A 17,729-nucleotide genomic window follows, 5' to 3' on the forward strand; every position below is an offset into this window, starting at 1 on the left:
ACCGCGGCGCGATGGGCCGCAGGGCGGTGATGGGGGCTAGATCTGGATATTGTGCGCGAGCAACTTCTTGCGCAACGTATTGCGCGTGATGCCCAACATTTCGGAGGCGCGCGACTGATTGCCGGCAGCACGCTCGAGCGCGACTTCCAGCACGGGGCGTTCGACGCATCGCATGACCATTTCCCACATATCGTGCGGTTCGGAGTCACCGAGGTCTTCGAAGTAGCGCTCCAAGCTGGCACGCACGCAATCTTCCAGGACGTCTTTCTTGCTCATTTTTAATACAGATCTTTTTTTCAGTCGTTCAGGGGATACTCGGGATGACGCCACCCGGCGTCACGCCGCCAACGTTTCAACCGCCGGGGCCTGCCGGATCGGATCCGGTTGGCGCGCCAGTTGGCTGAACCATTGCTCGACCGCGTGGTACTGCTCCACGGTCGATTCCATCGTGTTCATCGATGCACAGAATTCAACGCCGCCGGGCAAGCTCTCGACATACCAGCCGATGTGCTTGCGCGCGGATCGCACGCCAGTGAATTCGCCATAAAAACGGTAGTGATCGTCGAGATGCTCGAGCAACAAATCGCGCATGTCGACGTAGGACGGCGGGGGCGGGATGATACCCGTTTGCAGGAAAGCGTCGACCTCGCGGAAAATCCAAGGCCGGCCCTGTGCCGCGCGTCCGATCATGATGGCGTCGGCGCCAGTGTAATCGAGGACGGCCCGTGCCTTGGCGGGCGAATCGATATCGCCGTTGGCAACGACGGGAATTCGCAACGCTGCCTTGACAGCACGGATGGTTTCGTACTCGGCTTCGCCGGTATACATATCGGCCCGCGTGCGGCCATGCAAGGTGAGGGCGGCGATGCCGGCATCTTCGGCCAGGCGGGCCACGCGCAAGGCATTGCGGCTTTCCCGATCCCAGCCGGTGCGGGTTTTCAACGTTACCGGCACGCCCAACGGCGTGCACGCGCCCACCACGGCGTCGAGAATGCGCGCGATCTGGTCCTCGTGGCGCAGCAGGGCCGACCCTGACGCCACGTTGCAAACCTTCTTGACCGGGCAGCCCATGTTGATATCGATGATCCGCGCCCCTTTGGACACGTTGAACACCGCCGCTTCGGCCATCATCTGCGGATCGGCACCCGCAATCTGCACCGAAACCGGATCGATCTCGCCGTCGTGATCCAGGCGTCGGGATGTTTTGACGCTGTCCCACAGTTTTTTATTGCTGGCGGCCATTTCCGACACGGCATAGCCCGCGCCCAGTCGTTTGCACAACTGGCGAAATGGCCGGTCCGTCACCCCCGCCATGGGGGCGACGAACACGTTATTGGTGAGGGACCATTGACCGATGCGCATGGGCTGCAGTTTAACCGTCGCCATTCGGCCCCAATTTCATCGACACAATTTTTATCGTTGCAGCGAATAGGGATGACGCCTATCGGCTACGCGCGGCGGCCGAACAGCAGATGACGCGCGAGCGGGCGGCGCAGGGTGGCCGACAGATCGAGTGCCATCAGGGCCGCGCCGCAGGCGTGTTCGATGGGAGCCATACCCGTTGCGAAGGCGCGCGGCATGAGGTCGGTGAGACCGGCCGTGGTCCATCGATCGGTCCGGCGCGATTCGGCGAAGCGTTTGAGAATGCCGTCCAACGGAATGGCCGGCGCAGCTTGCCAGGGCGACAGCGCGATGGACAGCGCGGCCGCATCCCGCAACCCCAGATTGAGTCCCTGGCCCGCCACGGGATGCAGGCTTTGCGCTGCATTGCCGATGGTGACCACCCGACCCTCGACCTGTTCGCGTCGCATCGAGAGCGCCAGGGGAAACACATGCCGCTCACCGCTGGCCGTGAGGGTGCCCATGCGCGTGCCATAGGCGGCATTGAGCGCCACACTGAAATCATGGGCGTCCATTGCCTGAAGGGTAGCGGCATGCGCGGGCGCACAGCACCACACGACGCTATAGCCTCCGGCGATCTCGGGGTGGGGCAGGAGCGCCAGGGGCCCGCCTTGAGTGAAGCGCTCCCACGCCCAACCCGGCCTGGGGAGCGAGGCGCGGGCCGTGGCCAGCACGGCGTGCTGGCCGTAATCGCGCTTGACGTCGTCGCGCGCACGGCCGTCGCATTGGACCACCAGCGCGGCCCGCAGGCGTTCCTCGCCCTGGATGATCTCGACGCCCGTGGCGTCCGATTGCCCGATGTGCGCCGGACCGCGTGCCAGCACGGTGACGCCGCTTGCCGCCAGGCGCTGTGAGAGCGCGTCGTGCAGGGCGGCATAGGCCGTGACGTAGCCAAGCGCCGGAACGTCGAAGTCGTCGTGCCGGATGACTGCCCGGCCCAGACGGCCACGCTGCGAAACATGAATCGTGTCGATCTTGGCCGTTCGGGCAGGCCAAGCGCTCAGTCCCTCCAGGAGCATGCGGCTGCCATGGTTCATCGCGAGCACGCGCGGGTCGCCTTGGGCCGCAGCCGGCGCGGGGGTGGCCGTCAGCAGTGCAATGCGAGCAGGATGGGCGGCATGGGCGGCCAGCAGCAGGGCCATCGTCTGGCCCACCGGGCCACCGCCCAGGATTGCAATGTCGAAGTCTGACGTCATGCGGCATTTTAGCGTCTCCCGATACAATGACCGTTCAGCCCTCGCCGTGGGCCAACGCTCAATCTCCGGTGCCTGCCCATGTCGCAAACCGCCACGCTCGCCACCTCGGCGCCCGCGCCTCGCAGAAAGGTCGTCGCCGGCCTGCTGGCCTGTTTTTTCGGTGCATTCGGCGCCCACTGGTGGTACCTCGGGCGGCGCGGCGCGTGGGGCGTGACGCTCTACACGGCACTGTGTCTGGCGTGGTCCACGCAATTTCCCGTGTGGTGGGATAGCCCCGCCTTCTTTCTGGTCTTCATTCCAATGATTGCGGGTTTCATCGAGGGCGTCGTGGTGTGCCTCTTCACCGACGAGAAGTTCGATCGCGTGTTCAATCAAGGGCGCGCCCCGTCAGCCCCAACAGGTTGGGGCCCGGTACTGGTCGCCATTCTTACCACCCTGGTAGGCGCCACCGTGGGGATGTTCGCGATCGCCATGGTCGTGGTCTACGTGTACACGGCGATGGGTTGGCTGGATGGCTTGGTGCTGTAGACGCACGACAATTCGTCACCCCCCCGATCTGCCGATAACCTCGCTCAAAGTATTGCCATCCACCCGCCAACACGTTAGACTTAACATTCTTCAATTTCAGGGGTGTTCGTGTGAATACCGATTCCGGCGACAGTTGTAGTCGATCTTTTTTCGACGTCGCTGCCTGACAGGGTTTGCAGATCACCAGTCTGCCGCGCCCTGTCAAAGCAGGGTGTGGTGGATGTCTATCAAGTTTTGCAGCGTTCGATCTTTCGGGCGCATGCTGGCGAGCAGTGCGACGCGATCCTTGTGGTTGTGTTTATGAGTGTTGTGTTTATGAGTGTTGTGTTCATGAGTGTTGAACGATTGAGTTGAACGCACAAATTGAACGCAAAAATTGGTCGCACCAATTGGTCGCACCAATGGGTAGCACTGAGCCGAACTTGTCTTTCTGGGTAGCTTGATCAAGTCTTTTGTGTCGCGTAATAACTGGTCGCCGATCAGATTGTTGCCGAGCCGCACTTGACGCCCAGCATCTTCTCCACCGTTTTCGCCTTTTAGTGCCAGCAGGATCGATTGCGCGCGTCCGTTGAGTGCGCAAGATCATGTTGGCAACGGTGTTCGCTCGTCCTTCCCGATCACTGCTTTTTCATCAGGAGGCTCTATGCGTATATTCGATCTCTTTCTCCGCCGTGCCGGCGTTGATCGTGCGACTGCCATGAGCCGGCGTCGCGCGAGTTCGAGCCTGATCCTGGAATGCCCCCGCACCGAGCTGGGCAATCTGCGCAAGCAGATTTGCCTCGATTTTCAGGCGGCTGGCTTGGATGTGTCGCAATTTCAGGTCGACCACAGCGGTCAATCGGAGCTGGCATCGGCCCGCATCACTGTCAATTGCCCGCCCGAACTGCGCGGCGCCTTGATGACGCAGGCCAAACGCCTGAGTGACAACCCCGACGTTCGCCACGTGCAGTTCGGGCAGGTGCGTCGCCCGAGCGCGGTATAAAGCGGCTGGAAACACGATTCGATCCAGCGTGACGAGGCGACGCGATCGAATCACTACAATAGAGGGCGATGCCGAGACGCATCGCCCTTTTTTTGCGTGGGCTTTTGACGGATGCCGAATATGGAGTTGATCGCCTGGCTGGTGCCTTGGGAATTTTCGCCCACCGTGGTGTTGGCGTTCATTGCTGCTGCCGTCCTGTTTGTGCGCGGCCAGCGCCGGCATCGGGTCACCGTTGCGCGTCAGGTGTTCTTCTGGACCGGCATGGTGCTGTTGTATCTCTCGCTGCATACGCGGGTCGATTACTACGCCGAACGCATGTTTTTCATCCACCGGTTGCAGCATCTCGTCCTGCATCACCTCGGGCCGCTGTTGTTGATGGCGGGCTTCCCTGGGTCCGTGATGCGGGCGGGTTTGCCGCTCGCATGGCGCGCCGCGCTGCGCCGGTTTCTGCACACGGCAGTGGGCCGGGGCGTGGAAGGGGTGCTCACGCACAAGATCCTGATCCCCACCGTCTTCGTCTTGATGGTGCTCATCTGGCTGGTTCCCACCGTGCAGTTCTATTCGATGCTCGACGTGCGTCTGTATCGGTTGATGAACTGGTCAGTGGTGGTGACGGGGATTCTGTATTGGAACCTCATCCTCGATCGCCGGCCCGCCCCGCCTGCGGCCATGACGCCGGGCGGCCGTGTGATTTCGCCCATTCTGACGATGGCCCCGCAGATGGTGGCGGGCGCAATCATCGCCTTCACCGAGCGCGACCTGTACCCGCTCTTCGAACTCTGCGGCCGCGCGATCGCCATGAGCGCCGAGACCGATCAGACGATCGGCGGGTTGACCATGTGGATTCCGGCGGCGCTCGTCGAGGTGATCGGTTTGCTCGTGGCGCTGGGCACGCTGATGCGGTTGTCCGGAAAGGGGCGCCTGCGAAAAGTGGATCGCGAGGCGCGCGCGAAAGCCAAACTGGCAGCATAAAAAAAAGCGCATTCGTCCGAATGCGCTTTTTCGTTTCAGGCCGCGCCGTCAGGCGCTACCGCGAAAGCTCAAGGCTCGAGGCCGTGATACTTGCGGCCCAGGGCCACGGTGGCCTCGAACATACCGGTCTTGTTGCCGCAGTCGTAACGCTGGCCTTCATAGCGATAGGCATACACCGCGCGCTCGCGCAGCAAGGCCTCGATGCCATCGGTCAGCTGGATCTCGTTGCCGGCGCCACGCTGCGTCTTGCGCAGGTGATCGAAAATCTCCGGTTCGAGAATGTAGCGGCCTACGACGGCAAGCGTGGAGGGTGCATCGGCAGGCTCCGGCTTTTCGACCATGTGCGTGACGCGTGCGGCGCGATCGTCCACGCGCTGCGCGTCGCAAATACCGTACTTTTTTGTTTCTTCGCGCGGCACATCCTGCACGCCCAATACGCTGCCGTCGTACTTGATGGCGGCGTCGATGAGCTGCTTGAGCACCGGTTCGTCGGCGTCGATCAGATCATCGGCCAGCAACACCGCAAACGGCTCGTTGCCCACGATGGGCGCGGCGGTGAGCACAGCGTGGCCCAGGCCCAAAGGCGCAGACTGGCGGATGTAAATGCAGTTCACATTGGCGGGAAGGATGCCGCGCACGGTGTTCAGCAACTCGATCTTGTTCTTGCTCTCGAGATCGGCTTCCAGTTCAGGGGCGGAGTCGAAGTGGTCCTCGATCGCACGCTTGTTGCGGCCCGTGACGAAAATCAGTTCCGTAATACCGGCCTTGACGGCTTCTTCGACCGCGTATTGAATCAGCGGTTTGTCGACGACAGGCAACATTTCCTTGGGCATCGCTTTGGTCGCGGGTAGAAAACGAGTGCCCATCCCAGCGACGGGAAAAACTGCTTTACGAATCGGTCGCATTAAATCCTCAGGCTTCAAAAGAGAAATGGTGCAAAACTTTTTTAGGCTGTCGCTATCATAGTCGCATGAACCGTAAGATTCCTGCATCCCAGATGGCGTCATCCATTCGAATGAGTGGCCGCCGCGTCATCACCAGCATCGTCAGCCTCACGCTTTTGGCGCCGATGCTGCCCCTCGTTCCGGCGTATGCCCAACCGGTTGGGGTGCCCACTATCGGCGCCGCGTCCACCGCCGAGCTATCGCCTGCACTGGAAGACCAACTCGGCGCGGCGATCATGGCCCAGGGGCGGCGCGACCCAACCTTCATCGACGACACCGAGGTAAATCAGTATCTCACCACGATGGGCAGAAAACTGGCGGGCTTTGCAGCAGGAAGCGTGCCCGATGTAACGCTTTTCGCCGTGCGCGATCCGGAGATCAACGCCTTCGCGTTGCCCGGCGGCTACATTGGTGTGCATAGCGGTCTCGTGGTGGCATCCCGCTCCGAATCCGAATTGGCCGGCGTGGTGGCCCACGAAATCGGCCACGTCGTACAGCGCCATGTGGCGCGCGGCATGACGCAGCAAAAGCAGAGCGGTGCCGTAATGATGGGTGCAATGGCGGCCGCCTTGCTGGCCGCGCTGGCGGGCGGTGGCGGCAACCTCGCGATCGGCGTGGCGGCCTTCGGTCAGGCGGCGGCCATCAATCGGCAATTGGGCTTCTCGCGCGATGCCGAACGTGAAGCCGATCGTGCCGGATTTCAGATGATGACGAAGGCGGGGTACGACCCTGCTGGCATGGTCAGCATGTTTTCGCTGCTGATGAATGCGTCGCGGTTGAACGAAGGGGCGGGCGGGGGCGCTTGGGCGAGCACCCATCCATTGTCCATCGATCGGATGTCGGACATTCAAAACCGCAGCCGCGAACTGACATCGACGCGCTACCTCGACAGCGACGATTACGCCTACATCCGTGCCAAGCTGCGCGTGTTGCAGGGGCGCGACACCACCTCGCAGCGCAGTACCGAACAACAACTGCGCGACGAGGTGCGAGCATTGACCGGCGTGCGCCAGTCGGCCGCCTATTACGGTCTGGCGTTGATCGCCCTGCAACGCAACCGGTCCGACGAAGCGCAATCCTTGTGGCAGGAGGCATCGGCCGGCGGGCGCAGCGTGCCCGCCTTGGCGCAGTTGGAGGTCGACATCCTGCTGGCCCGCAAGGACAACGCCGGTGCCGTGGCCGCTGCCGCGGCGGCTTACAAGCGCTGGCCGCAACGGCGTGCCTTGGCCATGGCGTATGCGCAGGCGCTGTCGCGCAATGGCCAGGAGGTTCAGGCGCGGGATTTCCTGCGCGAGCGCATCAAGCAATGGCCCAATGACGAACCCGATCTTTATCGTTTGCTCGCCCAAAGCGAGCAACGCAGTGGGAACGACGTCGCCGCCCGCCGCAGCATGGCCCGCTTTTACGGGATGACGGGCGCTTTGCCGGCGGCCGAGTCGCAACTGCAGCAAGCTCGCAACATGACGCAGGATTTCTACGAGCAGTCGCAGATCGACGTGCAGATTCGTGAGCTGAAAGACAAAATGGCCGACGAACGTCAATTGCTGGAGCGGTTCAAGGGTTGATCGCCAGGCCGCCCGGTCGGATAGGTTTGCGGCCGGGTTCCGGCATACCGGTCGGGAAGGGCCCTACGGTCAGGTCCCGAATGCCCGGATCAGATAACCCTGCAGCAGGGCCCGATATGGCCCCCCTATGGTCTCCCCTAGGGGCGCCACCAGGCCGATGCAACGCGCCTAAAGTCCGGTTTCGAAAAACCGGCCCAGGCGCTGGGGCAGCCAGTTCAGGTGCCCCGGAAATGCGCCTGCGGGAAAGCCTGCATGGCCCCCTTCGGGCGGCTGATGCAGGAGCACCGACTCGGCGCAATCGGCCGGCCCGGGCAGGGCTGCTGCCGGCATGAACGGGTCGTTGCGCGCATTCAGGATCAGCGTCGGCAGGGCAATGGTGCGCAAGTGCGGCTTGCTCGAGGCGCGCGTCCAGTAATCCAGCGCGTTGCGGTAGCCGTGCATGGGCGCGGTATAGGCATCGTCGAAGTCGCGCAGATCGCGGGCATGCGAGATCCGCATCACATCGATCGCACCTGGAAATCGCCGCGCTTTTTCCATGACCTTGTGCTTCATGGTCTTCAGGAAGTGCGCGGTGTAAACATGCCGATTGAAGAAATTTTTCGACAACTGGTTGCCGCCGGCGACCAGATCCATGGGCACGGAGACGCCCGCGCAGGCATGCAGGCCTTCGATGGCCGTACCCTGTTCGCCCAGGTATTTTAGCAAGGCATTGCCGCCCAGCGACACACCCACGGCATGCCAGCGCGCATGCGGCACGCGCCGCTGCGTGGCGCCGAGCAGAAATTTGACCTCGTCCGAATCGCCTGAGTAATAGGCGCGCGCCAGACGATTCGGCGTGCCCGAGCACCCGCGAAAGTGGGCAATGGCCACGACCCAGCCCCGGGCGCGAAAATGGTGGGCGATGCTCTGGGCATAGCGGCTTTTACTGCCACCTTCCAAACCGTGAAACAGCACCAGCGCAGGCGTAAGCGGCGTATTGGGTAACGCTGCCCAGTCGGCGTCGCAGGCCCAGCGGGCCGCTGCCGTTTTCTTGTCGGCGATGGCCAGGGCCGTCATCGATTCGCCGGCTGGCGCCTTGTGCGGAAACAGCCCCGGCCCCGTCCAGTCGATATCGACGAAGTCGCCATCCGGCGTGTTGACGCGTTCCCGGACGAACGCAATCCGATGATGATGTGCGAACAGCGCGCCATAGATCGTCTGGCTGTGCCCATCGGGCAACCAGGCTGGCGTGGGGCAGGGCGAGGCGTCTAAGCGGGCGGAAGCCAAATCAGCGCCTGATCAATGCAGCATGTCGGGCATATCGTGCAAATCGAATTCGGCGGCGGTATGTGGCGCGGGTGCGGCGTGGTGCAACACCATGCGCCAGCCCGTGGGACCTTTGTGAAACACATTGGTCGCGTAGCCATAAGACAGTCGCGCACCGTCGCGCGTACGCACGGTCACTTGCTCGATCACGATATGAGTGACGCTCAGCATGCTGGTCATGACGACCGGGCTCATCGGGCGAATATGCACCGGGCCGGCGTCGAGAATCTGGCGCCACGATTGTTGAACTGCGTCGTGCCCCTGCAATCGCATGCCGCCTGGATGAATGCAGACGATGTCGTCATCGTCTGCCCAGACTTGCATCAGGCGAACGTAATCGCCTTGCTCGAGGGCTTCGTAGAAGGCGTGTTCGGCTTCGTCGGGGGTCGCGAACATGGGCGTCGCGGCTTAGTGGCCGTGACCGGACAGCACCGTGCCGGCGCGCAGCCGGTACTCGGCCCCACAGTACGGGCAGCGTGCCGAGCCCGTATGTGCCACGTCGAGGAAGACACGCGGGTGCATGCTCCACAAGGGCGCTTTCGGGTTGGGGCAGTACACCGGCAAATCTTCAGCACCCACTTCGATCAATTCGTGGGTGGCGGTGCTAGGGGTCGTGGCGGCGGTCATGACAAGTTCCAATACTCGCGTTTATCGCGCCGTATTGTATCAAGCGCGAGGTTACAATGCGCGTTCAATTCCGTGGCCGGAAAGGCCCGCATCCGGGGTTCGCCCCGCTCCAAGATAACCGATGTCCAACTGCTTCATCGCTTTTGCATTCGGGCCGGCGGAGACAGCCGCATTGCGCGGTCTACCGGCCTCGCGTTTCCACCCGGCGCGCGCATCATGACCCTCGAAACGGACCTCGCCGCCGAGGACGTGCAGTGCGCGCGTACCGAGCGCCGCGCCGCGCTGCGCGACGGGTTGCGGGCGGTATCGCCCACGTTGATCGCCACTGCCACGTGGGGGTTGGTCACCGGGGTGGCCATGGTCAAGTCGGGGTTGACCGATAACGTCGCGCTCGCCATGACGCTGCTGGTGTATGCGGGTTCCGCGCAATTGACCTCCCTGCCGCTGATTGCCAGCGGCGCACCGCTGTGGCTGATCTTTGCCGCCGGCTGCGTGGTCAACGTGCGATTCATCATTTTCGGCGCGGCGTTGCACCCGTACTTTCGTCACCTGCCGTGGCCCAAACGCCTGGTGCTGGGCTATTTCACGACCGACATGGCCTTCGTGCTCTTCATGCCGCGCTATGGCGAGGCAGCGGTGCGCGGCACGCGCGAGCAGATGTGGTTCTTCATCGGTTGTATCGTGCCCGGATGGGTGGCCTGGCAGGTGTCCAGCCTGACCGGCATTTACCTCGCGTCGATCGTTCCCACCACGTGGTCGCTCGATTTCGCGGCCGTGCTGGCGTTGCTGGCCATCACGATTCCGTTGGCCAGTTCCCGCCCGATCCTCGTGGCCATGCTCGCCGCCGGGGTGGTGGCCTGGGTAGGGCAGGTGTTTCCGTTGCGCCTGGGGCTGGCCGCCGCGGTCTTCGCGGGCATCGTCGCCGGCATGTTGGCCGAGCGCTATTTGCCGGAGCAGCGCCGATGAGCGATATCGTGTGGCAGGACTGGTACGCCGTGCTGGCCGTCGTGTTGTTGTTTGTCTGCAGTGTGGTCACGCGCTCGGGCTATATGGTGTTCGGCGACTACCTGCCGCTCCCCGATGGGGTGCGCCGCGCGCTGCGCTATGCCCCGGCGTCGGCCCTTACCGCCATCGTGCTGCCGGACATGCTGCCCTGGACGGCGGCGGCCGGCCCCACGTTCGATTACCGCCTCGTTGCGGGCATCGTGGCCACGCTCGTTTTCCTGCGCACACGCAGCGCCGTGCTCGTCATTGTGAGCGGCATGGCCACACTTTGGCTGCTGCGTTGGCTGGCGTAATAACGATTTTGGGCTGGGTGCGTTAAACTAGCAGGATTCCTAGCCCAACGGCCCGGTGCCTGGCGATCGAAGCGTCTCTTGAATGACGGCTTCGCGGTACTTACATCCGCACAGCGTAATCGGTTCCGGCACCTGCCCAGTACATGACTCAAGAAATTACCTCCGTCGCATCCGCGACTGACGCACCCTCGTGCACGTTCTCCGATTTCGATCTGCATCCGTTGTTGTTGCAGTCGATCGTCGAGACGGGCTACACGACGCCCACGCCTATCCAGGCGCAGGCCATTCCTGTCGTGATCGAGGGGCGCGACGTCATGGGGGCGGCGCAAACCGGCACCGGCAAGACCGCCGCGTTCACGGTGCCGATCCTGCATCGCATCATGCCGCTGGCCAACAGCAGCGCGTCGCCCGCACGTCACCCCGTTCGCGCCTTGATTCTCACGCCCACGCGCGAGTTGGCCGATCAGGTCGCCGAAAGCGTGCGCCGTTATGCCAAGCGCACGCCGCTGCGTTCGGCCGTGGTGTTCGGCGGCGTGGATATCGGGCCCCAGAAGCAAGCGTTGCGCGAGGGCTGCGAAGTGCTCATCGCCACGCCTGGCCGCCTGCTCGATCACGTCGAACAAAAAAATGTGAATCTGGGTCAGGTCGGCATCCTGGTGCTCGACGAGGCCGATCGCATGCTCGACATGGGCTTTCTGCCCGACCTCGAGCGCATCATGCGCCTGCTGCCGGCGCAGCGCCAGACACTGCTGTTTTCGGCCACGTTCAGCGGCGAAATCCGCAAACTGGGCCGTACGTATCTCAAGTCGCCGACTGAAATCGAAGTCGCAGCCCGCAATGCAACGGCTGAAAACGTCACGCAGATCGCGTATGAGATGTCCAGCGACGCCAAGCGTGCCGCCGTGGTTCATCTGGTCAAGTCGCGCGGTTTGAAGCAAGTCATCGTCTTCTCAAATACGAAGATCGGTACCGGCCGCCTGGCACGCCAACTGGTGCTCGACGGCGTCACCGCAGAATCCATCCATGGCGACAAGAGCCAGCTCGATCGCATGAAGGCCCTTGAAGCCTTCAAGGCCGGCGAACTCGAAGTGCTGGTGGCCACCGATGTGGCCGCCCGCGGCCTGGACGTGGCCGGCGTGCCTTGCGTGATCAACTACGATCTGCCGTACAACGCGGAAGATTACGTGCACCGGATCGGCCGCACCGGTCGCGCCGGCGCGTCGGGCGAAGCCATTGCGCTCTACACGCCCGATGAAGAGAAGTTTCTGCTCGATATCGAGAAGCTCATCAAATATCAGGTGCCGCGCGGCAAACTGGATGTGCCGGCCGAACTGGTGGCACGCAGTCACACGCGGTCGAGCGAACCGCGCGAGCGTCCGGCGCGCGGCGAACGCCCGCCGCGCGGTGACCGTCCGGAACGTGCCGAGCGCAGCGATCGTCCCGTCCGATCGAGCAACCGGCGCAGCGAAGGCCGTGGTCCTGCGGTCGATGAGTTTTTCCTGAAGCCCTACGAGCCGTCTGCACCCAGCGAGCAATCGGCTGTGCCGGACGAACCGGTACGCCCGGCGCTCAAGCGCCAGACCGCCGTGCTGCTCGGCGGCGGCGGAAAGCCCTGATCGGTCAGGCTGCCTGCAAGCGTGCCCAGTTGGGCAGCTTCGTGGGCACTTCGGCGCTGTCGGCGTTCAAGCTATCCAGTAGTCGTTCAAGATGGCCGATGTGCGGCAGCATCGGTCCAAAAAACACATGGCGTTCGCCATGGCATACCGACAACGTCGGAAAATTCTCGACATCCTCTTCACCCAGCCAGTCGGCATGGTCTTCGATATCCACCCAGATAAACAGGGTGGCTGGGTGCGTATCGGCCAACGCGTCGAATTTCACGCGGTAGGCCGTGCAGGTATCGCACCACGCGGCGCAATAGCACACCACGACGCGGTCGCGGGCGGGGTCGGCCAGGGCAGCGCGTAGCACCGCGCTATCGGAATCGGGAAGAAGGGCAGGCATCGTAAGCAGGGGCAATCCGGTTTGACTATGATACTCGGGATGCCCTTTCTCCTTTTCAAACCTTGCCTATGACTCCGTCCGATCGTCGTCCTGTCGTCGTGCCAGCCGGTACCTCGATTTCCGTGGGTTTCCGAGGCGTGGCCACCGCTTTCAAACGCGCGGCAATATCGCAGTGCCACCCCAGCATGCTGTTCGCCTTGTTGTTGCCTTTCCTGATCGTGTTCGTGGGTGCACTGCTGCTGCTCTGGTTCGGCTGGACGCCACTCACCCAGTGGCTTGCTGCCCAGGCCGCGCAGTGGGAAATCGTCAACGACGTCGATGCCTGGCTGGTGGCCGTCGGCCTCTTTTCAATCAAGCTCTGGTTGATTCCCATCCTGGCGTGCGTGATTCTGTTGCCGATCTCCGGCATTCTCGGCTTGGCCGTGGCGGCAGTGTTCGTCATGCCCATCGTGTTGCGTCACATCGGGCCGCGCAATTATCCCGCGGTCGCGCGCATGGGCCGTCATGCCACGATCGTCAGTACCTGGAATGCCATCTGGGTCATGGCCGCCTTCGCGCTCGGCTGGGGGCTCACCCTGCCGTTGTGGCTCGTGCCGCCGATGGCGGTACTGCTTTCGGTGTTCTGGTGGGCCTTCGCGTTTTCACGCATGTTGCGTATCGACGCCATCGTCGACCACGCAAGTTCCGCGGAGCGCGAGCTGCTGCTGGCGCGCCACAACAAAGGTTTCTGGATGATCGGCTTCGTTTGCGCCGTCATCAATTTGTTGCCCCCGGCCTGGATTGTGCTTCCTGTGTATTCGGCGCTTGTTTTTGCCCATTACGGGTTGAATGCGCTGGAAGACCTGCGTCGCTCGCAACCGCCGGCGTCCGATCCGCTTGCCGGCGATCCGCGGCAGATCGGTGCGCCGCCCGCTTTCTAATACACGTCGAAAAACCTTTCTGGAACGCCTAGTCATGACTTCTGTTTCAACCGAACGCCGCATTCGCCTCATCATCGTTGGAGATGAAATTCTTTCGGGACGGCGCCAGGACAAGCACTTCGGCAAGATCGTCGAAATGCTCAGCGCCCGCGGGTTGTCGGTGCATCAGGCTCAACTGCTGCCCGACGACCGCGCGACGATGACCGATGCGTTCAAGGCCAGCTTTGCCAGCGGCGACATCGTGTTGTGCTGCGGTGGGATCGGTGCCACCCCCGATGACCATACACGCCAGGCTGCCGCCGCCGCACTGGGGGTGCCGTTGGTGCTGCATCCCGAAGCCGAACTGCTGATTACGGCGCGGTGCGCCGAGATGGCCGAGAAAGGGCAGGGCAGCGCCGATATGTCGCTGCCGGAAAACCAACAGCGCCTGCAGATGGGCACCTTTCCCGCGGGCTGCGAGATCGTGCCCAATCCGTACAACAAGATTCCCGGCTTTTTCATCGAAAACCATACGTTCGTGCCCGGCTTTCCAGTGATGGCGTGGCCCATGCTCGAATGGACGCTCGATACGCGCTACGCCAATTTGCATCACCGCACGTTGCACGCCGAGCATTCCTTCCTCGTGTACAAGCTGCCCGAATCGCGCATCACGCCCGCCATGGTGTACGTGGAAGCGCATTGGCCCGGTCTGCGTGCCTTCAGTCTGCCCAGCGTAGGCGAAAACGGCGACCGGCCGCACATCGAATTGGGTGTCAAGGGCGAGCCGCTGGCTGCGGGTGAGGCTTTGGATTATCTACGTGCCGAGGTGACCCGCCTGGGCGGGGAGTTCACGATCGCCGCTGATTAGGGCGTCATACGCACGTGATGCCGATCTGGCGCGCGTGCCGCCCATCGGACCATTCCCCCGATCCGCTTGTGAATTTATCGCACCGTATGCCCATTCGGTGGACATATCAGGTCGGCTGATTATGGTCAGATTTCACGATATGGGATAGAATTCGCCGCATTGCCGTCTTTGTTGCGGTGCGGCGCGAATAGGCGCCTGCCGCGTCGGCGCTCTCGGTTCGACCCAGGCTATGGCACGTCATTCTACGAACGATGCTCTTTCCGGCGATGTCCGGGGTGAGGGTGCGCCCACGCCGGCGCTTGCCATCCAGGTCATCGAACGCGCCATGCGCCTGCTCGACGCGTTGGCGCAGCAACCCGATCCCGTCGCCTTGAAAGAGCTGGCCGCCCGTACCGGGTTGCATGCCTCGACTGCCCATCGCATTCTGAATGACCTCGTGATCGGCCGCTACGTCGAACGGGTCGACAACGGGATCTATCAACTCGGGATGCGTTTGCTCGAGCTGGGCTCGCTCGTGAAGGGCCGCCTGAACGTGCGCGAGGCCGCCGTGGCGGCCATGCGTGCGTTGCACAAGCTCACGGGTCAAACCGTCAACCTGTCCGTGCAGCAGGGCGACGAAATCGTGTATGTGGACCGCGCCTGGAGCGAGCGTTCGGGCATGCAGGTGGTGCGCGCCATTGGCGGTCGTGCGCCGCTGCACCTCACGTCCACCGGCAAACTGTTCTTGTCCGAGGGCGACACCCGTGGTGTCCGCGCCTACGCGCTGCGCACCGGTCTGGCTGGCCATACGCGCAACAGCCTGACCGATCTGGATAAGCTGGAGCGCGAACTGTCGCTCGTGCGGCGCCACGGCTATGCGCGTGATAATGAGGAACTCGAACTCGGCGTGCGCTGTATCGCGGCCGGTATCTACGACGATTCGGGCAAGCTCGTGGCCGGCTTGTCGATTTCCGCGCCGGCCGAGCGCTTGCACGACGAATGGATCGCACACCTGATCCGCACGGCAAGCGAGATTTCCGAGGCACTGGGGTACGAGGCGCCCACGCCACCGATGCGCCAATAAAAACGCCCTGCCGCAAGGGCAGGGCGTCGAGGATCCCGCAGTGTGAAGCTGCGGGGAAATCGTTATTGTGGTTGTACGTTGGCTTTCTTGAAGAGCTCAGCCCATTGCGGCACTTGCTGCGTGACCTTGGCGGTAAGCGCTTGCGGATTGGCATCCGCCGTCAGCACCGAAGCGCCGAGCAAACGCATACGTTCCTGGAACTTGGGATCGGCCAAGCCGGTTTGCAGCGATTTCACCAGTTTGTCGACCACGGGCTTGGGCGTACCCTTCGGTACCCACATGCCGTGCCAGATGCCGACCTGGAAGCCCTTGAAGCCGGACTCGTCCATCGTGGGCAGGTCGGGCAGCGTGGGAACACGCTTCAAGCTCGTCACGGCATAAGCCTTGACCTTCTTGGCGTCGATCTGCTGCGTGGTGTTGGTGGTTTGATCGCACATCAGATCGACCTGCTTGCCCAGCAGATCGTTCATGGCGGGCGCCGTTCCCTTGTACGGAATCGTCAGCAGTTCGGTGCCCAGCGCATCCATCAGCATCGTGCCGCACAGGTGGCTGGCTGCGCCCACACCGGCATTGGCCAGCGACACTTTCTCTTTGTTCTTGAGGACGTAGTCTTTCAGCTCGGCCACATTGTTGGGCGGAAAGTCTTCACGCGCGATGATGGTCATCGGCACGTCGACCACCAGGCCGATCGGCTCGAAGCCCTTGAGGGCGTCGTAGCCCGGGTTCTTGTAAAGCGAGGGCGCCGTCGAGAAACCGACGTGCATCAGCAATACGCTGTAGCCATCCGGTGCCGAGCGGGCAACCTGGCTGGTCCCGATCGTGCCGCCGGCGCCGCCTTTGTTTTCGACCACGACCGTCTGTCCCAACGACGGGCGCATGGCTTCGGCCAGTGAGCGTGCCACGCTATCGGTCGGGCCGCCGGCGGCGAAGGGTACGACCATGTTGATCGGACGTTCTGGATACTCGGCTTGAGCGGAACCTGCCGCGAACAGGGTGGCCGTCGCGAGAATTGCGGACAGCGTGCGTAAGCGAGTGGTCATAGTGTCTCCGTACAAATATTGTTATCGGCTGCCTTTCAAACTGTGACAGCGCGCCGCAAGTCTAGAGAGTTTTGGACGGTACGTCATCCGGGCTTCCCCTAACCGTAAGTCTCGTGAAAGTTCCGGAAAGCCGCGCCAATGCTGAATGTTGCGTTGCGCAAAAAATACTTGACAGCAAATTCTGATGGCCTAAAATGGGTTTGTTGCGTTGCAACATGGAACCGGCGCCAGTACCCACCGGTTCAGCCGAACGGGCTTTTTTCCTAAACCATGCCGTGTCGGTCCATCCCAGAGGAGAGTCAGATGAGTGCCATTCCCGAACAGTTGTTTGCCCGCCAGAAATCCGCGATCGATACCGTCATCGCGACCCAGTCGGCCTTGTTTTCCGGCTTCGAGAAGTTGATCGACCTGAACATGAAAGTCATGCGCGCCACGTTGGACGAAGTGTCGCAAACGTCGCAGCAAGCTGCCGGCGTGCAAGATCCGCAAGAAGCATTGACGTTCGCCACGTCGATTGCTCAGCCGAATGCTGAAAAGGCCTTGGCCTACGGCAAGCATGTGTATGACATCGTTGCTGGTGTGCAAGGCGATCTGGCCAAGTTGAGCGAGTCGCAAGTTGCCGATGCCCAAAAGCAAATGGCTGACGTGATCGACCAGATGGCCAAGAGCGCGCCCACCGGTTCCGAAGGTGCCGTGGCCATGTTGAAGTCGTCGTTGGCAACGGCCAACAGCGCCTACGATTCGATGACCAAGGCTGCCAAGCAGGCTGCTGAAGTTGCCGAAACGAATTTGAATGCCGCCACGAACGCGAGCTTTAAAGCCGCCTCGGATGCCGCCGACGCTGCCAATAAAGTCGCCTCCCGTACGCGCCGCACTGCCGCCTGATTGGGGGAGTGCCTGCCGTTCGGCGCTGTTGCAGGTTGACGCGCCGGATGGGGAGCATCAAGCTGGATAAGTATTGAGCCGCCTGCAAGGGCGGCTTTTTTTATGGACGACGGATGCGACGCGGGAAGAGGGTGGCTGCTTCTCGGCAATCG

Annotated in this window: 20 protein-coding genes; 11 read left to right on the plus strand and 9 right to left on the minus strand. The window is 62.5% G+C overall.

The window, feature by feature from the left end:
* Positions 1–36: 36 nt before the first annotated feature.
* The 3 genes from EYW45_RS08190 to EYW45_RS08200 all read right to left on the minus strand — a co-directional run bounded on the left by EYW45_RS08190 (position 37) and on the right by EYW45_RS08200 (position 2,597).
* A complete protein-coding gene (locus EYW45_RS08190; protein ID WP_161134885.1) occupies positions 37–276 on the minus strand; it encodes a helix-turn-helix domain-containing protein in 240 nt (79 codons plus the stop codon).
* A 60-nt stretch (positions 277–336) separates the two neighbouring features.
* Entirely contained in the window at positions 337–1,362 is a 1,026-nt protein-coding gene (dusB, locus tag EYW45_RS08195; protein WP_161135392.1) for a tRNA dihydrouridine synthase DusB, read from the minus strand.
* An 86-nt stretch (positions 1,363–1,448) separates the two neighbouring features.
* On the minus strand, positions 1,449–2,597 hold the full coding sequence (locus EYW45_RS08200; protein ID WP_161134886.1) for a UbiH/UbiF/VisC/COQ6 family ubiquinone biosynthesis hydroxylase: 1,149 nt from the start codon (positions 2,595–2,597) through the stop codon (positions 1,449–1,451).
* Positions 2,598–2,675: 78 nt separating this feature from the next.
* Here EYW45_RS08200 and EYW45_RS08205 point away from each other — a divergent pair, with 78 nt between their 5' ends.
* From EYW45_RS08205 to EYW45_RS08215, 3 genes are all read left to right on the plus strand, one after another.
* The gene (locus EYW45_RS08205) at positions 2,676–3,125 is read left to right on the plus strand and encodes a TM2 domain-containing protein (RefSeq protein ID WP_161134887.1); all 450 of its coding nucleotides are present in this window, start codon (positions 2,676–2,678) and stop codon (positions 3,123–3,125) included.
* 643 nt (positions 3,126–3,768) lie between these two features.
* Positions 3,769–4,107, plus strand: a complete 339-nt coding sequence (locus EYW45_RS08210; RefSeq protein ID WP_161134888.1) for a hypothetical protein — start codon at positions 3,769–3,771, stop codon at positions 4,105–4,107.
* 120 nt (positions 4,108–4,227) lie between these two features.
* On the plus strand, positions 4,228–5,079 hold the full coding sequence (locus EYW45_RS08215; protein WP_161134889.1) for a cytochrome c oxidase assembly protein: 852 nt from the start codon (positions 4,228–4,230) through the stop codon (positions 5,077–5,079).
* A 68-nt stretch (positions 5,080–5,147) separates the two neighbouring features.
* Here EYW45_RS08215 and galU read toward each other — a convergent pair whose 3' ends face one another.
* Positions 5,148–5,984, minus strand: coding sequence for a UTP--glucose-1-phosphate uridylyltransferase GalU (gene galU / locus EYW45_RS08220; RefSeq protein ID WP_161134890.1), 837 nt, complete (start codon positions 5,982–5,984; stop codon positions 5,148–5,150).
* Between the two features lie 65 nt (positions 5,985–6,049).
* Here galU and EYW45_RS08225 point away from each other — a divergent pair, with 65 nt between their 5' ends.
* The gene (locus EYW45_RS08225) at positions 6,050–7,588 is read left to right on the plus strand and encodes a M48 family metalloprotease (RefSeq protein ID WP_235938967.1); all 1,539 of its coding nucleotides are present in this window, start codon (positions 6,050–6,052) and stop codon (positions 7,586–7,588) included.
* Between the two features lie 168 nt (positions 7,589–7,756).
* Here EYW45_RS08225 and EYW45_RS08230 read toward each other — a convergent pair whose 3' ends face one another.
* From EYW45_RS08230 to EYW45_RS08240, 3 genes are read right to left on the minus strand one after another with little or no spacing between them, the layout of a single operon-like run.
* Positions 7,757–8,854, minus strand: coding sequence for a YheT family hydrolase (locus EYW45_RS08230; RefSeq protein ID WP_161134891.1), 1,098 nt, complete (start codon positions 8,852–8,854; stop codon positions 7,757–7,759).
* Between the two features lie 12 nt (positions 8,855–8,866).
* Positions 8,867–9,289, minus strand: coding sequence for a YybH family protein (locus EYW45_RS08235; RefSeq protein ID WP_161134892.1), 423 nt, complete (start codon positions 9,287–9,289; stop codon positions 8,867–8,869).
* 12 nt (positions 9,290–9,301) lie between these two features.
* The gene (locus EYW45_RS08240) at positions 9,302–9,520 is read right to left on the minus strand and encodes a zinc-finger domain-containing protein (protein ID WP_161134893.1); all 219 of its coding nucleotides are present in this window, start codon (positions 9,518–9,520) and stop codon (positions 9,302–9,304) included.
* 216 nt (positions 9,521–9,736) lie between these two features.
* Between EYW45_RS08240 and EYW45_RS08245 the strand changes: the two genes are divergently transcribed.
* The 3 genes from EYW45_RS08245 to EYW45_RS08255 all read left to right on the plus strand — a co-directional run bounded on the left by EYW45_RS08245 (position 9,737) and on the right by EYW45_RS08255 (position 12,434).
* A complete protein-coding gene (locus EYW45_RS08245; RefSeq protein ID WP_161134894.1) occupies positions 9,737–10,486 on the plus strand; it encodes an AzlC family ABC transporter permease in 750 nt (249 codons plus the stop codon).
* Complete coding sequence (locus tag EYW45_RS08250; RefSeq protein ID WP_161134895.1) at positions 10,483–10,818, plus strand: AzlD domain-containing protein; 336 nt, start codon at positions 10,483–10,485, stop codon at positions 10,816–10,818. The genes EYW45_RS08245 and EYW45_RS08250 overlap by 4 nt, the downstream gene beginning before the upstream one ends.
* A gap of 143 nt (positions 10,819–10,961) precedes the next feature.
* The gene (locus tag EYW45_RS08255) at positions 10,962–12,434 is read left to right on the plus strand and encodes a DEAD/DEAH box helicase (protein ID WP_161134896.1); all 1,473 of its coding nucleotides are present in this window, start codon (positions 10,962–10,964) and stop codon (positions 12,432–12,434) included.
* A 4-nt stretch (positions 12,435–12,438) separates the two neighbouring features.
* Here EYW45_RS08255 and EYW45_RS08260 read toward each other — a convergent pair whose 3' ends face one another.
* On the minus strand, positions 12,439–12,822 hold the full coding sequence (locus EYW45_RS08260) for a thioredoxin family protein (protein ID WP_161134897.1): 384 nt from the start codon (positions 12,820–12,822) through the stop codon (positions 12,439–12,441).
* A gap of 68 nt (positions 12,823–12,890) precedes the next feature.
* On the opposite strand from EYW45_RS08260, the gene EYW45_RS08265 reads away from it, so the two are divergent.
* From EYW45_RS08265 to EYW45_RS08275, 3 genes are all read left to right on the plus strand, one after another.
* Entirely contained in the window at positions 12,891–13,742 is an 852-nt protein-coding gene (locus EYW45_RS08265) for an EI24 domain-containing protein (protein ID WP_161134898.1), read from the plus strand.
* 34 nt (positions 13,743–13,776) lie between these two features.
* Positions 13,777–14,589, plus strand: a complete 813-nt coding sequence (locus tag EYW45_RS08270) for a competence/damage-inducible protein A (RefSeq protein ID WP_161134899.1) — start codon at positions 13,777–13,779, stop codon at positions 14,587–14,589.
* 229 nt (positions 14,590–14,818) lie between these two features.
* Positions 14,819–15,652, plus strand: a complete 834-nt coding sequence (locus EYW45_RS08275) for an IclR family transcriptional regulator (protein WP_161134900.1) — start codon at positions 14,819–14,821, stop codon at positions 15,650–15,652.
* Between the two features lie 62 nt (positions 15,653–15,714).
* On the opposite strand, the gene EYW45_RS08280 is transcribed toward EYW45_RS08275, so the two are convergent.
* Positions 15,715–16,692, minus strand: a complete 978-nt coding sequence (locus EYW45_RS08280) for a tripartite tricarboxylate transporter substrate binding protein BugD (RefSeq protein ID WP_161134901.1) — start codon at positions 16,690–16,692, stop codon at positions 15,715–15,717.
* A 303-nt stretch (positions 16,693–16,995) separates the two neighbouring features.
* On the opposite strand from EYW45_RS08280, the gene phaP reads away from it, so the two are divergent.
* Positions 16,996–17,577, plus strand: coding sequence for a TIGR01841 family phasin (gene phaP, locus EYW45_RS08285; protein ID WP_161134902.1), 582 nt, complete (start codon positions 16,996–16,998; stop codon positions 17,575–17,577).
* Positions 17,578–17,729: the final 152 nt, after the last annotated feature.

Source organism: Schauerella aestuarii (genome assembly GCF_009866805.1).
GTDB classification, from domain to species: Bacteria; Pseudomonadota; Gammaproteobacteria; order Burkholderiales; family Burkholderiaceae_B; genus Schauerella; species Schauerella aestuarii.